Source organism: Bradyrhizobium daqingense, assembly GCF_021044685.1.
GTDB classification, from domain to species: Bacteria; Pseudomonadota; Alphaproteobacteria; order Rhizobiales; family Xanthobacteraceae; genus Bradyrhizobium; species Bradyrhizobium daqingense.
The window spans coordinates 2,449,127-2,467,280 of record NZ_CP088014.1 but is presented as its reverse complement, the minus strand read 5'-3'; the positions used below and the strand labels follow the sequence as shown (position 1 = coordinate 2,467,280).

At 61.3% G+C, this 18,154-nt stretch carries 22 protein-coding genes; 6 read left to right on the top strand and 16 right to left on the bottom strand.

Annotation, left to right across the window (positions count from 1 at the left end; genetic code table 11):
• Positions 1 to 23: 23 nt before the first annotated feature.
• The gene (locus LPJ38_RS11810; protein WP_145632818.1) at positions 24 to 1,058 is read right to left on the bottom strand and encodes an ABC transporter substrate-binding protein; all 1,035 of its coding nucleotides are present in this window, start codon (positions 1,056 to 1,058) and stop codon (positions 24 to 26) included.
• Positions 1,059 to 1,329: 271 nt separating this feature from the next.
• Here LPJ38_RS11810 and LPJ38_RS11805 point away from each other — a divergent pair, with 271 nt between their 5' ends.
• A complete protein-coding gene (locus tag LPJ38_RS11805) occupies positions 1,330 to 2,256 on the top strand; it encodes a LysR substrate-binding domain-containing protein (RefSeq protein WP_145632821.1) in 927 nt (308 codons plus the stop codon).
• Between the two features lie 52 nt (positions 2,257 to 2,308).
• Positions 2,309 to 3,043 carry a type 1 glutamine amidotransferase gene (locus tag LPJ38_RS11800; protein WP_145632824.1) on the top strand — a complete coding sequence of 245 codons (735 nt, stop codon included), beginning with the start codon at positions 2,309 to 2,311 and terminating at the stop codon, positions 3,041 to 3,043.
• A gap of 203 nt (positions 3,044 to 3,246) precedes the next feature.
• On the opposite strand, the gene LPJ38_RS11795 is transcribed toward LPJ38_RS11800, so the two are convergent.
• From LPJ38_RS11795 to LPJ38_RS11755, 9 genes are all read right to left on the bottom strand, one after another.
• Positions 3,247 to 3,714 carry a nuclear transport factor 2 family protein gene (locus tag LPJ38_RS11795; RefSeq protein WP_145632827.1) on the bottom strand — a complete coding sequence of 156 codons (468 nt, stop codon included), beginning with the start codon at positions 3,712 to 3,714 and terminating at the stop codon, positions 3,247 to 3,249.
• Positions 3,715 to 3,808: 94 nt separating this feature from the next.
• Positions 3,809 to 4,213 (bottom strand): YbgC/FadM family acyl-CoA thioesterase, encoded by a 405-nt coding sequence (locus LPJ38_RS11790; protein ID WP_208750537.1) that lies wholly within the window; start codon positions 4,211 to 4,213, stop codon positions 3,809 to 3,811.
• Between the two features lie 53 nt (positions 4,214 to 4,266).
• Positions 4,267 to 4,710, bottom strand: a complete 444-nt coding sequence (ybgC, locus tag LPJ38_RS11785) for a tol-pal system-associated acyl-CoA thioesterase (RefSeq protein WP_011089947.1) — start codon at positions 4,708 to 4,710, stop codon at positions 4,267 to 4,269.
• A 222-nt stretch (positions 4,711 to 4,932) separates the two neighbouring features.
• Positions 4,933 to 5,118, bottom strand: a complete 186-nt coding sequence (locus LPJ38_RS11780; RefSeq protein ID WP_014492328.1) for a hypothetical protein — start codon at positions 5,116 to 5,118, stop codon at positions 4,933 to 4,935.
• Positions 5,119 to 5,406: 288 nt separating this feature from the next.
• Entirely contained in the window at positions 5,407 to 5,616 is a 210-nt protein-coding gene (locus LPJ38_RS11775) for a hypothetical protein (RefSeq protein WP_014492327.1), read from the bottom strand.
• Between the two features lie 46 nt (positions 5,617 to 5,662).
• The gene (locus LPJ38_RS11770) at positions 5,663 to 6,133 is read right to left on the bottom strand and encodes a hypothetical protein (protein WP_014492326.1); all 471 of its coding nucleotides are present in this window, start codon (positions 6,131 to 6,133) and stop codon (positions 5,663 to 5,665) included.
• Complete coding sequence (locus LPJ38_RS11765; RefSeq protein WP_162130959.1) at positions 6,096 to 6,470, bottom strand: hypothetical protein; 375 nt, start codon at positions 6,468 to 6,470, stop codon at positions 6,096 to 6,098. The genes LPJ38_RS11770 and LPJ38_RS11765 overlap by 38 nt, the downstream gene beginning before the upstream one ends.
• Before the next feature lie 221 nt (positions 6,471 to 6,691).
• On the bottom strand, positions 6,692 to 6,961 hold the full coding sequence (locus tag LPJ38_RS11760; protein WP_167520444.1) for a hypothetical protein: 270 nt from the start codon (positions 6,959 to 6,961) through the stop codon (positions 6,692 to 6,694).
• Positions 6,958 to 8,427: a tyrosine-type recombinase/integrase gene (locus LPJ38_RS11755; RefSeq protein ID WP_231088612.1), complete on the bottom strand. Its 1,470-nt coding sequence runs from the start codon at positions 8,425 to 8,427 to the stop codon at positions 6,958 to 6,960. The genes LPJ38_RS11760 and LPJ38_RS11755 overlap by 4 nt, the downstream gene beginning before the upstream one ends.
• A gap of 746 nt (positions 8,428 to 9,173) precedes the next feature.
• Between LPJ38_RS11755 and LPJ38_RS11750 the strand changes: the two genes are divergently transcribed.
• Positions 9,174 to 9,974 (top strand): class I SAM-dependent methyltransferase, encoded by an 801-nt coding sequence (locus tag LPJ38_RS11750; protein WP_145632833.1) that lies wholly within the window; start codon positions 9,174 to 9,176, stop codon positions 9,972 to 9,974.
• Between the two features lie 93 nt (positions 9,975 to 10,067).
• Here the strand turns inward: LPJ38_RS11750 and LPJ38_RS11745 are convergent, their stop codons facing one another.
• The 3 genes from LPJ38_RS11745 to LPJ38_RS11735 all read right to left on the bottom strand — a co-directional run bounded on the left by LPJ38_RS11745 (position 10,068) and on the right by LPJ38_RS11735 (position 13,961).
• Positions 10,068 to 12,137: a discoidin domain-containing protein gene (locus LPJ38_RS11745; protein ID WP_231088611.1), complete on the bottom strand. Its 2,070-nt coding sequence runs from the start codon at positions 12,135 to 12,137 to the stop codon at positions 10,068 to 10,070.
• Positions 12,134 to 12,790, bottom strand: coding sequence for a glycosyltransferase family 2 protein (locus LPJ38_RS11740; protein ID WP_145632840.1), 657 nt, complete (start codon positions 12,788 to 12,790; stop codon positions 12,134 to 12,136). The genes LPJ38_RS11745 and LPJ38_RS11740 overlap by 4 nt, the downstream gene beginning before the upstream one ends.
• A gap of 271 nt (positions 12,791 to 13,061) precedes the next feature.
• Positions 13,062 to 13,961 carry a LysR family transcriptional regulator gene (locus tag LPJ38_RS11735; protein WP_145632845.1) on the bottom strand — a complete coding sequence of 300 codons (900 nt, stop codon included), beginning with the start codon at positions 13,959 to 13,961 and terminating at the stop codon, positions 13,062 to 13,064.
• Between the two features lie 113 nt (positions 13,962 to 14,074).
• Between LPJ38_RS11735 and LPJ38_RS11730 the strand changes: the two genes are divergently transcribed.
• The 3 genes from LPJ38_RS11730 (at position 14,075) to LPJ38_RS11720 (ending at position 16,185) form a co-directional block, all read left to right on the top strand.
• The gene (locus LPJ38_RS11730) at positions 14,075 to 14,854 is read left to right on the top strand and encodes a carboxymuconolactone decarboxylase family protein (protein ID WP_145632847.1); all 780 of its coding nucleotides are present in this window, start codon (positions 14,075 to 14,077) and stop codon (positions 14,852 to 14,854) included.
• 115 nt (positions 14,855 to 14,969) lie between these two features.
• Complete coding sequence (locus LPJ38_RS11725) at positions 14,970 to 15,365, top strand: (R)-mandelonitrile lyase (protein WP_208750546.1); 396 nt, start codon at positions 14,970 to 14,972, stop codon at positions 15,363 to 15,365.
• Between the two features lie 46 nt (positions 15,366 to 15,411).
• Positions 15,412 to 16,185, top strand: coding sequence for an SDR family NAD(P)-dependent oxidoreductase (locus LPJ38_RS11720; RefSeq protein WP_145632851.1), 774 nt, complete (start codon positions 15,412 to 15,414; stop codon positions 16,183 to 16,185).
• A gap of 26 nt (positions 16,186 to 16,211) precedes the next feature.
• Here the strand turns inward: LPJ38_RS11720 and LPJ38_RS11715 are convergent, their stop codons facing one another.
• The 3 genes from LPJ38_RS11715 to LPJ38_RS11705 all read right to left on the bottom strand — a co-directional run bounded on the left by LPJ38_RS11715 (position 16,212) and on the right by LPJ38_RS11705 (position 18,061).
• Positions 16,212 to 16,886, bottom strand: a complete 675-nt coding sequence (locus LPJ38_RS11715) for a hypothetical protein (RefSeq protein ID WP_145632855.1) — start codon at positions 16,884 to 16,886, stop codon at positions 16,212 to 16,214.
• Positions 16,887 to 17,012: 126 nt separating this feature from the next.
• On the bottom strand, positions 17,013 to 17,495 hold the full coding sequence (greA, locus tag LPJ38_RS11710) for a transcription elongation factor GreA (RefSeq protein WP_145632858.1): 483 nt from the start codon (positions 17,493 to 17,495) through the stop codon (positions 17,013 to 17,015).
• 68 nt (positions 17,496 to 17,563) lie between these two features.
• On the bottom strand, positions 17,564 to 18,061 hold the full coding sequence (locus LPJ38_RS11705; protein ID WP_145632861.1) for a hypothetical protein: 498 nt from the start codon (positions 18,059 to 18,061) through the stop codon (positions 17,564 to 17,566).
• Positions 18,062 to 18,154 lie beyond the last annotated feature (93 nt).

Here is an 18,154-nt window from a genome sequence, read left to right as displayed (position 1 = left end):
TGTCTCCGCTAGCGACGATCAAGTCAGCGCTCGACCTCGCGATTCCAGCGCTTGGTCCACTCCTCGCGCTTTTCGTTGATGACGGTCCAATCCGGATTGTAAAGCTTGGCCGCGCGCTCGCCGATCGGCGCCATCTTGCCGAGCTCGGGCGGGATCACCAACGATTTCAGCACTGGGCCATAACCGTAATCCTTGAGCAACACGAGCTGGATCTTGGGATCGAGCAGCATCTTGACGAAGCTCGCAGCGAGCGGCGAGGCATTGGGCTTGTTGATCGGACACGCCGTCGTCAGCAGCGTTGCCGCGCCTTCCTTCGGATAGACGAAGTCGACGGGGAAGCCGGTGTTGGCAAAGCTCTGCACGCGGCCGGTGCCCCACACTGCGATCACGGCCTGACCGGACTGGAACAGCTCGGTCATCTTGCCGGGCGACGGCTCATAAGCCAGCACGTTCGGATTGATCTGCTCCTTGAAGATCTTGAAGCCGGACTCGACATTGGTCTCGCCGCCGCCGTTCATCTTCGACAGCATCACCAGCGCTTCCAGGCCATAGGTGTTGTTGATCGGCGGGATCACCAGCTGCTTGGCGTATTTCGTGTCCTTCAGATCGTTCCAAGAGGTCGGCGGCGCCCAGCCTTTCTCCTTGAACACCTTGGTGTTGTACATCAGGCCGGTCGCGACGATGCCGATCGCGACCGCGCGATCGTCCTTGAAGCGCGCGGTGTCGTAGAGATCGGCCGGCAGTCCCTCGAGCTTGCCGCAGAAGCCGAGCTGGATCGCTTGGTACATCGGGCCGTCATCGACGATGGCGACGTCGATCTGCTGGTTGCCCTTCTGCGCCTGGAGCTTGGCCAGCGTGTCGGTGGAGTTGCCGGCGACGTACTCGACCTTGACGCCGTTCTCCTTCTCGAACGCCGGGATCACCTCGTCGCGAATGGTCTTCTCGAACGAGCCGCCATAGCCGGCGACATAGAGCGTCTTTTGCTGGGCCGAGACGGCCGACGGGACGGCAATGAGGGCTGCGATGCTGACCGCGGCCAGAAGGCGAAAAGTCTTCATGTGGTCCGATCTCCATACCGGAATGAGGTGACGTGCCGACAAGTCTCCGGCCGAAGCGCCTTCCGCATTTCCTTCCGCGCATCCCCTCCCCGGCCAGGGCTCCGGCCCCTGGTCGGCGGGTTTTGGCGCGATCTGGAGGTTGAACCCCTCCAATCTGCCGAAAAAGCGGGCTGGCTCCAGCTCTGATGAAAAAGATCGCAAACCCAAGCTTCCATCGTCCAATGAATAATGGCACCCTCTGCATGCCGAAATGTTATGAATGGACGTTGGAATGGGGCGGATCAATTCGCGGCAGGTGGAGGCCTTCCGGGCGACGATGCTGACCGGCAGCGTCACCGAGGCTGCGAAGCTGATGGTGGTGACGCAGCCCGCGGTCAGCCGGCTGCTGCGCGACTTCCAGGCACTCTTGAAGATGGAGCTGTTCGAGCGCCGCGGCACCGGTCTGGTGCCGACTGCGGCGGCGATGGCGCTCTATACCGAGGTCGAACGCTCCTTCGTCGGTCTCGAACGCATCACCGCGGCCGCCGAGGAAATCCGCGGCCGCCGCACCGGCTCGCTGCGCATCGCCGCGCTGCCTGCCTTGGCGAACGGCTATTTGCCGCGACTAGCGGGGCACTTCTTGAGGGAGCGGCCCAACCTGAACCTCGCCTTTTTCGGCGTGATCTCGCCGATCGTGGTCGACTGGGTGCTGAACAATCAATGCGACATCGGCTTTGCCGAGGTGCCGATCGCGCATTCCGGTCTGCCCAGCCTGCGGCTGCCGGCGCTCGCCCGCGTCGCCGTGCTGCCGACCGGACATCATCTGGCGGAGAAGGAGGTGCTGGAGCCGCGCGACTTCGAGGGCGAGACCTTCATCTCGCTGTCGGCGGGCTCGTCGAGCCGCCACCTTGTCGACCAGGTTTTCCATCGCAGCGACGTCCGCCGCGTGCTCCGGGTCGAGACCACACTGTCGGAGATCATGTGCGGGATGGTGTCATCGGGACTCGGGGTGTCGATCTGCGATCCCTTCACCGCACAGGAATTTGCCACGCGCGGCGTCGTCGTGCGCCGCTTCCTGCCGCGCATCGACTTCGAATTCTCCGCCGTCTTCCCGGCGCAGCGCAGTCCCTCGCCGGTGGCGCTGGATCTGGTCGAAACCATGCGCAAGGCGCTCACCGAGCTCGAGGACGAGTTCACGCGGGATTTTGCGCCGGGTTGACTTGGACGTCTTGCAGGTCCTGAAGTATCCTCCCCGTCTCCGAAGGCACCACATGACACGCATCACCATCATCGAGACCGGGCTCGTTCCTGAAAAACATCGCGAGCGCCATGGCTCTTTTCCGGACATGTTCGCGCGCATGGTCCGCGCCGAAGATCCAGCAGCCGATGTGGATGTCATCAGTATCCCGAACGGCGATGCCCTGCCCGATCCACGCACGCTCGACGCCGTGCTGATCACCGGCGCGGCGGCCGGCGTCTATGACGGACTCGATTGGATCGCTCCACTGGAAGATTTCGTTCGCACGGCTTACGCCAAAAAGACGCCGATGGTCGGCGTCTGCTTCGGCCATCAGCTGGTCGCACAGGCGCTCGGCGGCACCGTGCGCAGGTCGGACAAGGGCTGGGGCATCGGCCGCCACGTCTATCAGGTGCTGCCGGAAAACGGTGTCGTCGATGGCGAAACGGTCGCGATCGCCGCCTCGCATCAGGACCAGGTGATCGAGCCGCCGTATGACGCGCTAACGATCCTCTCGTCAGACTTCACGCCGCATGCCGGCCTGCTCTACGCCAACGGCACCACGCTGACCGTGCAGCCGCATCCGGAATTCGACGTCGAGTTCGCACAAGTGTGCTGTGATCTGCGCGACGGCAAGGCGCCAGATGACGTCGTTGCGACCGCGCGGCAGTCGCTGGCGCTGCCGATGGACAGCGCGAAGCTCGGCGGCGCGATCACGCGGTTTTTGGCGCGGCGCGCGGCGCCTAAACTTTCTGCTGGATGGGAATGAGCCTCGTCGCACGATCAGTCTGATGTTTGCCTCGGCCCTAATTATCGTTGGGCTGGTGGGTTTGATATATCTCCTTTTCTTCGCGCTTCAGTGGACGGGCTGGATGCTGATGGCCGCCGGTTTCGTGACGGCGCTAGGAGCCATGTGGGCTTGGGAGGACCTTCCGAAAGCAGGAGCCAAGAGCAATTCAGGCAGTTAGGTAATCAGAACGGATCCGTCCCCAGCCCCGGCACATCGGCCGGCCGCGGGCCCGGCGCAGGCCAGTGAAAGCGGCGGTCCTTCTCGGCGATCATGATGTCGTTGATCGAGGCCTCGCGCCGCTTCATCAGGCCGTGCTCGTCGAATTCCCACTGCTCGTTGCCGTAGGAGCGATACCATTGGCCTTTGCCGTCGTGCCATTCGTACTGGAAGCGCACCGCGATACGGTTCTCATCGAAAGCCCAGAGGTCCTTGATCAGACGGTAATCCTGCTCCTTCTCCCATTTGCGGGTGAGGAAGGCGACGATGGCCTCGCGGCCCTGAAACACTTCCGAGCGATTGCGCCAGCGGCTGTCCTCGGTATAGGCGAGCGACACCTTCACCGGATCGCGCGAATTCCAGGCGTCCTCGGCCATGCGCGCTTTCTGCGCGGCGGTTTCTCTCGTGAAGGGCGGAAGCGGCGGGCGCGACATCGGGGACCTCGTCGATTGGGTGAGGACGCAATCTATCGCCGCGTCTGACGGAGTCGATAGGCCATCACAAATCAGGCGATCACTTATCGGGCGATCACGAAATCAAATCGGCCTTCATCAAGGTGCGGATCGATTTGGGGATCGGCTGGGCGCGGCCGCCGCTGATGAAGGCGACCCGTACCTCGGCCTTCACCAGCACGTCCTCACCACGCCGCACCTCCTGCGCCAACATGATGGAGGCGCCCTTCACCGCGATCGGCCAGGTCACGACGTCGAGCACGTCGTCCATCCGCGCGGGCTTGAGGAAATCCAGATGCATCGAGCGCACGACAAAGGCAAAGCCCGCGCCCTCGGTCTCGACCTGGTCGAACAGCGCCTGCTGCTCGGCGCCCATCAGCCTCAGATGATTGGTCCGCCCGCGCTCCATGTAGCGCAGGTAATTGGCGTGATAGACGATCCCCGAGAACTCTGACTTGACGATATCGCAACAAAAGGCCAACGCATTGATTTCATTGGGTCGCTGGAGCGTTAAAGCGTGAACGAAAGGCAGATTTATCTGTGCTCTTCCATAGCAAGCCTCAGAGCCTTTGGGATGCGCTGCGCTTTTCCGCCTGAGATAAACGCGACCCGTACACGCGCCGAGACCAAGAGATCACCCCCGCGCCTGCACTCCTGCAGCAAGGCAATCGACGCGCCTCTCACCTCTTGCGGGACCGTGACAATGTCAAGCAGGTCGTCCAAGACTGCCGGTTTTAGAAAATCGATTGTCATCGAACGGACAACGAAGGCGAAGCCCGGCGCATCGTTCCGCGTTTCCTCGAGCAGCGCTTGCTGATTGGTGCCGAGCAGGCGCAAGTAATTCGTTCTGCCACGTTCCATGAAACGCAAAAAATTCGCGTGATAAACAATCTGGCCGGAATCGGTATCTTCGAAATAGACGCGGACCTGCATGTAATGCCGTCCGTCTCGAATTTCGCCGTCAAGAGAGAGTGTCACAGCGCGGTTTCCTCTTATTGCGCGTACAGGGACCCATTGTCTTGCACAGAGGCGGTTTTCTGAGCAATCGTCTTGAGCTTGGCTCCTGCTGCCGGAAGCTGAGGCAACCGCCTGAATGCGGCAGGCGTCGCGCTGCTGCCATCGACTTCGGATGAATATGTCGGAGATCTATCGTCAACGCGTACCCGGCTTGAGGACGACGTTCATGAATGCGCCTCCGGCTCATGAACCTAGGCGAGCCAGTCCTTCGCCGCAATCGCTGAACGAAAAATCGCCGAGGCCGGCGAGGCCGTAAATGGCCTTGCCCTTGGCGATGGCCTCGTGCTCGCTGCTGGCGAGCACGAGGGGTTCGTATGTCATCCAGCTTTTGAAGCCGACGTCGTAGCCCCGCGTGGCGGCTGGGCTCATTGCCCCGCCTCCGCGTCGGCCTTGGGTTCGCGAACCACGAGGCGGCCGTTCAATGGCAGGCAGCTCAACTGGATGTTGAAGCCCTTGCCGTCCTGTTGCCAGGCCGCGCGCCGATCTTGGTCCAGAAGGGTCTACAAGGCGACAAAAGCAGAAGACCTCACTCAACTGCCTGCGAGGAGCGGGCTTGGCCTGACGCACATTGATGGCGGAAGCATCGAGCCTGTTCTTGATGTGCGCCGCATAGAACTTCTCGATCATCTCCACTGAGGTTCGGCAGTTCTTCGCTATCTAGTAGCTGTCCGCCCCTTCCATCAGGCGCATGCAGATGTAGGTATGCCGCAGGCTGTATGCGGTCCGCCGATTGCCATCCCGATCCAGCTTCAACTCGCTCCTATCAAGCAGGGCATTGAACATCTTGATGTGATTGCCCGGAAACACGTGGTCGGTCGGCTTGGGCAACTGCGGCGGCTCGTTAGAGGGCGGCAGCTTCGCCAGCACCCGCGCTCTGCCCTGCTTCACGTATTTCGCGCGGCCTAGCAGCCGCTCATAGGGGTCGCACCGCGCTCGGCATGCTCTTGCAGTAGCCGACGCCCCGCTTGCCGCGCACCTCGATTTCCAGGATGCGCTCGCCGCTACGTTCGTCCTCAACAATGGTCACGTCGCGATGCTGGAGGTTCTTGGCCTCATCCGGCCGCAAGCCGGTGTTGGCCAAGAACAGGACGTAATCATGCAATTGCTCGGCACTCCAACGGTGGTGGATCTGGCTGGCCTTCGCGTGCGCCCGCGTGGTTTCGTAGAGCTGCTTGTATTCCTCGGGGCTGAACCACGGCCGATGCACCACCTTCCCCGAAGTCTTATAAGGAGGAGAGAAGTCCGGCAGGTGCGCGAGCCATTCATGGCGAATGGCAGTCTTCAACACCTGCCGCAACGTCACGACCTCGTCGTGGATAGTGCTGCGCGCGGGCGCCTTGCCGGTCTTAGACGTTGCGATCCGGTGTAGGCGATATTCCTGCACCTTGCCTGAAGAACGGCAACAGGTGCAGGCGAAGCCTGATCTCGTAACCCTGGACCCAGCGCTCGCTGCGCTGGCCCTCGGTGATCACCTCATACTCTTTCAGGAATTGGTCAGCGGCTTGGCGAAAGGTCTTCTCATTCACCAACAGCCCCTCCCGCGCCTTCCCACGAAGACCGATAAACGAGTCCTCCGCAAACTGCTTGGCGAGGGAGAGATCTTCCTCTCCGGTCGTGCTGCGGTGTTGGCGGCCGTCGATGGAGGCCGAACAGTGCCAATACCGGCCGTTTCGCCGGTATACCTGAATCAGACCACCTAGAAGCTCGTGCCTGGCCATCATGCACCTCCACGTGCATTTTAGCGCAGGGAACCAAAAAGTCGAATTTTGTGCTAGGCGCGTGCTAGGCCATTTACGAAAAATTAAAGGGTTAGGCTTTCGCCCAACCCGTTGTATTACATCAGAAATTTGGTTGCGGGGATAGATTTGAACCTATGACCTTCAGGTTATGAGGCCGAAGGTCTGCCGGGCTGGAACCGGTTCGTCCTATTTGTACGCCACAGCTACCCAGCAACCATACCTGCGCACTTGGTTTCTTTCTTGCCGGAGCAGCCTACGATCTTATTGCCCAGACCGATCATGGTTCGGGGCGGAGGCATGCGCGGCAAAGACGAAAAGATTGGGATCGAGGCATTTGGGTCGGCAGGTTCCAGCAAAATACCGCGGGCGAATCGCCGTCGCAAGAACCGTGGCATGCCGCCGCCCGCGACGTTCGATATCGATACGCTGCCGGGCAGCTCTAATTTGACGGCATTTGAGGCGGCCGCGGTCATCCGGCGTACGCCCGGCGCGTTGGAGCAGTGGCGGCGCAATCCGAGCCACCCGCTGAAATGGCGCTACGTCGATGGCCGCCCCCTCTATCGTGTCGATGCGGTACGCGACTATCTGGCCAAGTGCGATAAGACCACTGAGATGCCTCAGCCGCATAATGCTCACGGAGACGGCCGAGGAGCTCGGCCTTGATCGGGTCAAGCGGATTCGTCCGCTGCAGGCGCACGATTTTGCCGACCCGTTTCGCGCCGACCAACTCCGCAATGTAGTCGTGAGCCGCTTCGAACGCCATTTTGCGGATGATCCACTGTTCGTCGTGATTGTAGACCTGATCGATTCCGCTTGGCCTTTGCCCGACACACAGCCGCTGGATTTCGTTGTCGTAGCCGCAGCGAGACATGACGGTTCGTAAGCTGCGCCTTAGGTCATGCATGGTAAACTTGGCAACACCCGCTTCCTTGACCAGGCGGTTGACCATCTTGGTGAACCCGGACATCTGGCCGCCGGTCTTTGGTGACGGGAAGACATAGTCGGACGTTGCGCGCTGGAAGTGTTTGGCGGCCGCGAGCACCTCGTTTGCGAGGTGGGTGCGCGGCACGTCGTGGTGCAGGCCCATCTTGGTCCACGCCGCATCGAAGGTGATACGGTCATCCATGATGTGCTTTCGCCACTCGATCATGGTAGGCTCGCTGCGGCGCGGGCCACCGAGCAGGCACATGCGAGCCAGGAGACCAAAAGCCCCGAGCTTGCCGGATGCATCCCAGACTTTGATGATTTCCTCATCGGTCAGCGCGCGGCCCTTCGTTCGGCGTCCGACCCTTTGCGCGCGGGTTTCCTTGGGCGCGCGATAGCCGGCGAGCACGTTGTGCTCGACATAGCCCTCACCGACGCACCATTCGAGCAAAGTATGCACGTGCTTGCGCAAGTCCTTGGCTGCACCACGCTTGCCGGTCTTGGCAATCTTATCGACCGCAGCCATGATCTGCCGTCGCGTCAGGTCCCCCACGCCGCTCTCGGCGTGATCCTTGAGCCCGCGCCGCAGCGCCGACATTGCTGGCTTCCAGTTGACGACTTGACGTTCGGTCATAGACGTCTGGTAAGGACCATCTTCAACAATGAGGGTCGCGAGCGTGGTGCGCTGCTTCTCGGCTGCCTGTTGCCGCCTCGCCTCGCGCTTCGCGTCGTTCGGGTCCAAGCCCTTGACGACTTCGCCTGCGGCGATGGTGGCGGCCTTGCGGGCGGCCTTCTCATTATATTTGGGCCACGCGCCGAGGGTCTTGCGCTGGGTCCCCCTCACCCCCGGCTTGGTGAAGAGGTAGACCCAGGTCCGGCCGCCGGTGGCGCGCATGCGCAAGGCGAGGCCGGGCAGCTTGTCGTCGTGGAGATAATGCTGCGCCTTACCCGGCGGCAGCGTTGCGTTGCGGATCACCGCATCGGTGAGTGTCAGCTGGTTGGCCGGCTCCGTCATGATTCCTTCCCTCTCTCTGTGCCCCAGTGTGCCCCGCAAGAAGGGCGGTGAGCCTCGAACAGAACCGGGTCTCAGACCTCCCCCGTTTGTGTGCCCCAAGGGAATATCCGCGGCGGGCACAACGGGGGCATACAAAATGTAGTAAGGTCAGGTATGGGCTCTTATAGCCGTAGTAGGCCATAACTCTCATTAATTTAAGGAGTTTTTACACCTCAACTATGGCCGGATTTGGTTAGCTCGGGTCTACGGATTGTGGTTCACACGGGAGAGGTCCAAGGTTCGATCCCTTGTGCGCCCACCATCCATTGTCCTGAACCATCTTGGCGATCATCGAAGGCCCAGCGGGCGTTTTGCGGCCGTCTCGATTCCAATCTGCGAAAACAACCCCATGCACAGTAGCCGACATGAGCAAAAACAAGGAGTTACGCGTTTTCCGAATTCTTATGCGAGGCGTCGGGCAAAACAGGGGTAGGATGGGCATGTCTGGAGAGCGGCTTTAGTGTAGGGGACAAGTCGGCGCTCGCCGACGTCCGCGCCGGTCATTGGCATTGGCTTCGCTAGAATGGCTCGCATGACACCCGAGAGGCGGTTTCGATCTCTTATGTAACCACCACATATAGCGAGTCTGCATGTCGGTGCCCGTGACGACGGATTGTCACAAGCTCTGCACGCTGTAATGATTGCCTATCGCGAAAAATCCCGCCCAGAAGATTGGGCTGCAAAAGTCCGACACATTGGAATGCTGGATGTCAACCGCGTCGAAAATAAAGCGTGCCCGTCTCTTGTATCGTGAACGCGGGTTGAAGTGGCTGGCGGTATCGGCGCTCGGCGAGCTACCGGTACTCCCCTCGATCTTCGCCAAGGTGGCCAATATCGCAATGCCATCCGGCCCATTCGTGGCTCTGGCCGGCGTGCATTCCAATCAGCTTTGGCAAGAACGCCGCAACAGCATCCGAAGAGTGGCAGGGCAATTTCTTACAAAGCCGTGCGACGTCCTAGAGATCGGAACGTGGATGGGGAAAGGATCGACTCAAGTCTGGCTGCAAACCCTGCCGACAGGTTCCTCTCTGATGCTGGTCGACGCATGGCGCCCCTACATTGCAGAAGGCGAGACAGCCGCCGCGACAGTTGGAATGGACGGCCTCCACCATGTTGCGATCAACACGGCGTTGAAAGAAATTTACAAGAACGAAGCGAGGCTTTCCGTCTCGCTCGTACGAGCGGAATCGAAAACCTTCCTCCCTCTCCTCAAGGAACGGTCTTTCGACTTAATCTATATCGACGGGTCACATTACTATGCCGACGCCAAGCGAGACATGCAGGAGGCCAAGCGGCTTTTGCGTCCCGGCGGCGTGATCTGTGGCGATGATCTCGACACTGCGCCCCGAGACGATCTGGTTGCGCTTGCCCGAGCCAACATGGAAAGCGACTTATTCGTTCTCCCCGACGGCAGCGCATTTCATCCGGGTGTCCTGCTCGCGGTCACAGAAGAGTTCGAACGAGTAAACTGCGAGAACGGCTTCTGGTGGACTGATCCCGTGCATTAGATCGCCTCTGCAACCGATGACGGGACAACGCCAATCGTGAGGCGTTGAACGCCCATCCTCATCGAGCGACGCCCTCCGAGATGAGACGACAGGTCATTCCACCTTCAAGCCTTTCAGCGTCAGAATATCGGGATGGCCGCAATTCGACAAAATCTCGATCTGCAAGAACCGCGATCGAACCCGCTCGGGAATTTTCACGGTACGCCAGCCTCGCAGATCATCCAACGCGCAAATATCGCCTACAGACGCAATCGACGTCCAGGCACTCCCGTCATCGCTGATCTTGATTCTGACCTCCTTCGGCATCCGCTCGACAAGGCCATTCTGAGACTCGAAACTTACGCTGCTGAACGATTTGGCATCCGTGAACTCCACCGTGATGACCTGCGGGTAGGTCGGGTATCTCGAAGCATGCCAGCCAGGCTGTGCTGACCAGAACAATCCGCCGGGGCCATATTCGCCCAAGACACTGGTGGCACTGATCTTCACACCGACCACCGAAGGCGTAATGGGCTCGGCGGTCATCCTGGAAAAGTCCATGATATATGGCTTGACCGGCCCGTAGATCACCTCAGCACCGGATGAGAAACTCACGACGACACTTTTCGAACTCGCCAGCGCGTAATTGACGCAAGCTTGGTCGGATCCACAATATTCCACCGGAACACCGGGATAATCTGCTCGCTCGCGAAGCAGTGCATTGATCATCCAGGGTATGCCGACAGGATTTCTGGAGGTCGCCAGGACTGCATTTTCGTTGCCGAATTGAGGGCTGAGTTCTTTCTCGGCGCTCGGCGGACGAGGACGGATTGGAACCACCACCAGCAAATGCCTGCTGTTGATCCATCCCTTCATATCAAGCCAATCTGACAACTTGTCCCGCATCAGCTGGATTTCCGCGCCCGTGACAACGGTCTCAAGCTTGGACTGCTGGTTTTGAATCCAGGCGATCGGCAAGAAACCGCCGAACAACAGGATCGCAGGTGCCCATCTTGCAGTCGCCGGATAGCGCCGAAGAAGCAGGGAGAGAAGCCCGACCGTGGCGCCGCAAAAAAACAGGTTCCAGGGGAGCACGTGTCTGGAAGCAAGGGCTTGGGATGGGCTGAACAGCCAGGGCGAAATCGCTGCAAACAGGACGACAAGACTGATGATCAGGAACGACAGGCTAACCGTGAGGACAGAGTGCCCTCCTTTCGGGGCCCTGCTGCCGAGCCATGCGAGGCTACCGCAAAAGGCAACCAGAATAACAAGCGACAATCCCGGCGGCGAAGAAAAGTCGAATGGCGACATATTGACGAAATGGATGGCGGCCACCTTCGCCTGGTGAAGGAGGACAGAGCCGAGTTGCACGGCAACCTCGTACCCGACCGGTAGATCACCCGCCTTACGCTCGATGAAGGATACCGTTACCTTGACGAGTCCATAGTAGAACAGGCACGCGCCGAAATAGAACCCCAGGGTCGAAACAAGATTCTTCAGCCTGTTCGATAAAGACTCCGCCAGATCAAATCCGAACTCCAACAGAGCAAGAGGTACGACAATGAAGGCGTAAGCGGGATAGATCAGGCACGCGCTCAAGAACAGGCAGAAGGATATTGCGACCGCTTTTTGCTTACGCCTGGGCTCGCGATTTCGTCCGCTGTAAAGATGGAAGGAAGCGGCAGCCAAGATCGGGGCAATCAGAACCATCCCCGCCGGCAGGCCTTGCAAAAACATGAATGAATAGGCCGGCGTGAGGACCATTGCGGCGGCGGCCAACGTTCCAAAGGCCATCCCCCCCAAGATCGGCGCCAAGACGAAACCCAGGTACATCACCGTCGCAAGCGCGACCGCAAGCATGATCGGGCGCAGGTAGGCGAAGTCTGCAATTCTGGCGACCGCGGCATGCTCGATGCATTCGGTCATCCATACAAAGGGGCGTCCGGTCAGGACATAAAAACTCGGAATCATGGTCGCGCACGCCTGGCCACGATCGAGCGCCGACTGCGGCACGGTAGAGTATCTAAACGCGCGCCACTGATCCTGCGTCGCATAGTCGAATTGGAGGGTCGGCAAATATGCAAACACCACCAGTAACAGCGAGACAAGGATCACTCCCTTGGACAAGCCATCTTCAGCTCGCAATGCGGCGATCAATGGCTTGATCAACCCGGATCGCTTCACTTGGCCGGTCTCCAGAACCATATCTCCCGGATGAACTGGAAGTAGTAGGCGGCGCCCCAGCGCAAAATCTGTAGTTTTCGTTCTCCGCCGATCCGCGCGGGTTCATCCCCTGGTATTTCCGCGATCTTCAGCTTCGCTTTCGCCGCTCGCACCGACAAGAGCGGTTCCCAGCTGATCTTGGTACCGAACATCGTTTCGGGCAACGCATATGCATCCTCACGATCGAGCCCGAGTTGGTGTGCCAGCCCCTTGCGATAGGCACGGAATATCACCATCACGTCGGTGTATCGGCCGCCATACAGCAGATTGACCGTTCTGGTGAACAGCCAATTGCCGAAGGCCGTGATGACGTCGTCGTCATCGCTCTTGGCATCGCCCAGATAGCGGGAAGCTACGACCATGTCGTATCCCTCTCTCATCTTGGCGATGAGATCAGGAATGAGTTCAGGGACGGAGTTCCCATCGGGACTGAACGTGACCACCACGTCGCCTTCTACAAGCGGCCATACCTCGGTGTATGCGTGGCGGAAGCCCCTCTTCTGCTGCACATAGACCTGATATCCGTTTTCCTTGGCCCACTCGATGCTGCCGTCGGTCGAGCCACCGTCGACGACGATGATTTGGTCGAGACAAGATCGGTCAACACGAGGCATGATGACAATGCATCAAAGAAGATTTGTGTGATAGGCCGCTTGCTGCGCGGAATGTTCTTGCGGCTGCTCTTGTGATTTTCTCCCTAGGTGTTGCGCGGTCGTGCTCGTAACTCAGTCGCTTCTTGTCCTGGAGCGTTTCGACTTGCTCACGATGCTTCCAAATTCGGACCGTCGCCGCGGAGCGTCTTGCGGACCACAGCAAGGGTTGAGTGACAGGCGCGACGAGATTGATTCGATGGACCACGAGCTCCGCGCCCGCAGAGGCTGAGCCCTACTTGCCGCGGTATCGCAGCGCTTCCACGAGCAGCGAGAAGGCGGGCGAAGGCTGGCGGCGGCAGGGATAGTAGAGATGGTAACCCGAGAAAGGCGGGCACCAATCCGAGAGCACACGGACCAGACGTCCCTGTGACAATTGAGGCTGCACCTGTCCCTCGGTGAGGTAGGCAAGGCCCAACCCCTTCAACGCGCCGTCGAGGAGAAGGCCCGCGCTGTTGAACACGAGCTGGCCCTCCACCCGCACATTGAGCTCCCGCCCGTTCTTTTCGAATTCCCAGGCATAGAGACTGCCGCCATGCGTCGGCAGACGCAGGTTGAGGCAATTGTGGTGGGTCAAATCCTGCGGCGTCTTCGGCCGCTTGCGTTCGGCGAAGTATGACGGAGAACCGACGACGGCCATGCGAAGGTCGGGGCTGACGCGCACGGCGATCATGTCCTTGGCGACGAGCTCGCCCGGGCGAATGCCGGCATCGACCTGCTGCGCCACGATGTTGGTGAGCCCGTAGTCGACGATCACTTCGACGTGGATGTCCGGATATTTCGGCAGGATTTTCTGCAACGCCGGCAGCAGGATCTCGCCGGCGGCAAACTCCGTCGCCGTCAGCCGGATGGTCCCGGCGGGTTTCTCGCGCAATTCGCTGAGCGCGGCGAGATCAGTCTCCATCTCCATGAATTTCGGGCCGACGCTGAGAAATAGCCGCTCTCCAGCCTCAGTCGGCGTGACGCTCCGCGTCGTTCGGTTCAGCAATCGCACGCCGAGCCGCTCCTCCAGATTGCGGATGATCTGGCTGAGCGCGGACTGCGTCATGCCGAGCTTCGCCGCGGCGCGCGTGAAGCTGCGCTCCCGCGCCACGGCGAGGAAGGCAAGGAGATCGCTGGCGTCCTCTCGATTCATTCATTAGTCCGGCTAATGACTGCATGCGAAATCTATCACCTAATCGGAGAAGCACGGAAGTCCTAGGTTCGGATCAACCGTCGGGCGGACACCGCCCTGGAAGGAACCCCGTCATGAAAATGGCCGCAGCGAGTCTGCTTTCATTGTGCCTGCTCGCCGGCCCCGCCGCCGGGCAGACCTCCACTGCAGGAGCAAACACCATGTCCAAGCCGGACGACATCCGCAGCGTGGCTCCGGCCCTCGAAGCTTATACGCAAAAGTTCGTCGTCGGCGATCTCTGGAAACGAGCGGGACTGTCGCGCCGGGATCGCGGCATCGTCACCGTTGCCGCACTGATCGCACGCCGTCAAACGGTCGAGCTGCCCCACTATCTGGCGCTCGCGCTCGACAACGGCGTGAAGCCGTCGGAGATATCGGAGATCATCACGCATCTGGCCTTCTACACCGGCTGGGCCAACGCGCTGGACGCGATCCCGGTGGCGAGCGAGCTGTTCAGGAGCCGCAACATCGGCGCCGATCAGCTGCCGCCCGCTTCGGGGCCGCAACTGCCGCTCGACGAGGCCGCCGAGAGGCAGCGGGCCACGCGCGTCGGCGAGCAATTCGGGCAGATCACGCCGAGCCTCGTCCAGTATACGACCGACGTGCTGTTCCGCGATCTCTGGCTGAGGCCGGCCCTGGCACCGCGCGACCGCAGCCTCGTCACCGTGAGCGCGCTCATCGCGACCGGCCAGGTCGCGCAGATCACCTATCATCTGAACCGCGCGATGGACAACGGCCTGACGCGGGAGGAAGCCGGCGAGGTGCTCGGCCATCTCGCCTTCTACGCCGGCTGGCCCAACGCGTTCTCCGCGGCACCTGTCGTCAAGGACGTCGTCGAGAAGCGGCCGCGTTGATCGGAGAGATGCCGTGATCACACGACGAGGCGTCCTCATGGCAGGCAGCGCTGCCGCAACGCTCGGGATTCAGCGGATGGCGCTCGCCGCCGACGCACAGGAGGCTCGAATGGAGATCGACATCAAGAGAAACGGCTCACGGCCCTCGCAGAAGGGCTCGCAGGACTGGTTCACCGGTCCCGTCCGCGTCGATCCGCTGTTTCAGGCACCGGATCCCGCCCGCGTCGGCGGCGCTCAAGTCACATTCGAGCCCGGTGCCCGGACCGCCTGGCACACGCATCCACTCGGGCAGACGCTGATCATCACGGCCGGGCTCGGCTGGGTTCAGCGCGAAGGCGGTCCGGTCGAGGAGGTCCGGCCCGGTGACGTCGTCTGGTTCCCGCCCGGACTGAAGCACTGGCACGGCGCCTCGCCGACGACGGGGATGACCCACATCGCGATCCAGGAATCCTCCGGCGGCAGGAATGTGGATTGGCTGGAGAAGGTGAGCGACGAGCAGTATCGGAAGTAATCAACGCGCACTGTAGAATGCGCTTGTTGTATCTGAGGGAGCACGCATGGCGACCATATTCATCACGGGCAGCACGGACGGTCTCGGCCGTGCGGCGGCACAATCGCTTCTGGATCAAGGTCACCGCGTGGTGCTGCACGCGCGATCAGCCGATCGCGCCGCCTCGCTCGGCGAGCTCAAATCGCGTGCCGCTGGTATCGTGGTCGGCGATCTCAGCAGCGCCACCGACACGAGGCGCATTGCCGACCAGGTCAACGCAATCGGGCGGATGGACGCGGTCATTCACAACGCCGGCGTCTATACACAGCCGAGCCGCGGCGCGACGCCGGAAGGCCATGCCGTCACCTTCGCCATCAACACACTGGCGCCTTACATGCTGACGGCCCTGATCCGGCGGCCCGACCGCCTGGTGTATCTGAGCAGCGGACTGCATCGCGGCGGAGAGGGCTCGCTGGACGACCTCGACTGGAAGAGCCGGGCCTGGGATTCCGCAAGAGCCTACGCGGAGAGCAAGCTTCAGGTGGTGGCGCTGGCGTTCACGCTGGCACGGCGCTGGCCCGACGTCCTCAGCAACGCCGTTGATCCCGGCTGGGTACGCACGAAGATGGGCGGCTCGAGCGCGCCGGTCGATCTCGACACCGGACAACGGACCCAGGCCTGGCTCGCGGTGAGCGAGGATTCCGCTGCCAAGGTGAGTGGCCGCTACTGGCATCACTTGCGGCAGGAACAGCCCGCAGGTGAGGCGACCGATCCGGAATTTCAGGACCAGCTCGTCGACAAGCTGAGCAAGCTGACGGGCGTCGAGCTGCCGGAGGCCTAAACCCTCCGGCAATGACGGAGCAACCGTCAGTCGGCTGCAGCCGGCCGCCAGGCGGCGTAGAGACCGACGAGGGTCCCGATGGCGATCAGCGCCGCCGCCAACAGCACCTGCAATTGCCCATCATCGGTCGGGCCTACCGATGACACGAGCCGGGACACGATGACGAACAGAACGCCGACCGCGACCGCTGCACCCACGCCGAGATAAGCGAGCTCTCGCGTCAGCTTCCCGCCGAGAAGGCCGAGCGCCGTGAAATACATCGCGCAAGCATTGGGATGAACGAACAAGGCAATTCGCGCGTAAGACCCGTAGGCATCGAGTAGAGACTCGCATCGGCGCAGTGCCGCGCTGGAAGCAACCCGCTGCAACAGCGGCCTGAAGAAGCGAGCCTGTCCGTAACTGATGACGGCGCCGACGATGATCGCCAGCCACGCCGCGATGAAGACGGAGACATCCACGGACTTCGGACTGAGCGTCACCGACATCAGAATGAGGGCGGTTCCCGGAAAATAGCCGAAATACGGGAAGACCGACTCCAGCAGCACGCAGACGAACATGAAGACCAGAAACCATGAGCCGGTCGCACCCTGGACGATGGCGTTCAGGTCAAAGAGGTTCGTCCTGTAGAAGACGAGGTACATGCACATGGCGAGGCCAGCCAGCGCGTAGAACGGCAATGCGCCCGACAGAAATCGTCTCATCCAACCATCGCGCTCTGTTTGGCGGAGACGTCGGCCTCGCGCTGTTCCGGATCATGCTTTAGGCGAATGAGATCGCTCCTGTCGATAGCGCCGTTTGCCACGCAATGCTCGCCTCCCCTGACCGCCCTACGCGATCGACAAAATCTCGATCTCCTGCGCGCCCGCCCCAACGACGTCGCCGACCGCCTTCCCCATCAGCGATCGCGCCACCGGCGAGACGAACGAGATCGTGCCCGCCTTCGGATCGGCTTCGTCTTCGCCGACGATGCGATAGGTCTGCACCCGGCCGTCCGCGCGGCCGAAGGTGACGGTGCTGCCGAAGGCGACGGTATCGGTCGAGGCCGGGTCGGGAACGAGCTGCGCAGTGCGCAACCGTTCGGTCAGATAGCGGGCATCGCGCAGGGGCACGGCCGATTGCCGGCGCTTCTCGTTGACGTCCTCGATGGCTTGCGCGGCCTCATAGGCCTGCCGCGCCTCGGCAAGCTGTCTCTGCAACGCCTGCAGGCCGGCCTCCGTCACGAGGTTCGGATGCGGCGAGATGGGACGATCCGGCAACAGCGTCTCGGACGCGGTTTCGGCGCTCTCTTCCTTGGTGAAGGCGACGCTCAATGCTGGCTTCCTGTCGAACTGTTCGGGCGACCCGGCAGCGCGTTCCCCGCGCCCGGTGTTGACCCTGACTATATCTCAAGTTCGACGAAACGACGGAGCTTGAAGACGAGATCCGGCAGGGCCTGGCGGAACCTGGTCGCATTCTGGAACGTGGTCGAGAACGGGGCGAAGGTGATCATGGCGTTCCAGTGCCTGTAACCATAGACCGTGACCGAGGCCCCGGTCGCCGGAAAATTCTCCATCTTGCGCAGCTCGCCGAGCACGAGATCGGCAATCGCTTCCGCAGGCAGCAATTGCTTGCCGTCACGCGTGGTGGCGATTTTCGGTGGTGCTTCGGCCGGCTTCGATTCGGCCGGCGCGGCCTCGGGCGCAGGCTCTGGCGTGGTCTCGGGCTCAGCCGGCGAGGCATCGAGAGCGGGCGGCTCGACTGGCTCGAGTTCGTTGGCCGGCGCTGTCGGGGGAGCCTCGGTGAGCGGCGGCGGGGTTACTGTCTCTGCGCGCTTGTTGCCTCCCAGGATGCTGGTGATCATGGCCACCAAGCCAGCATCCTTCCCGTCGTCGCTCATTCCTTCCCCCGGACCTTGGCCTCTTTACTCGAAAACGCTAGCGCGACCCCGCGCCGGCAGATCGCCACAATGTATGTCGTTGGATGCCATGGC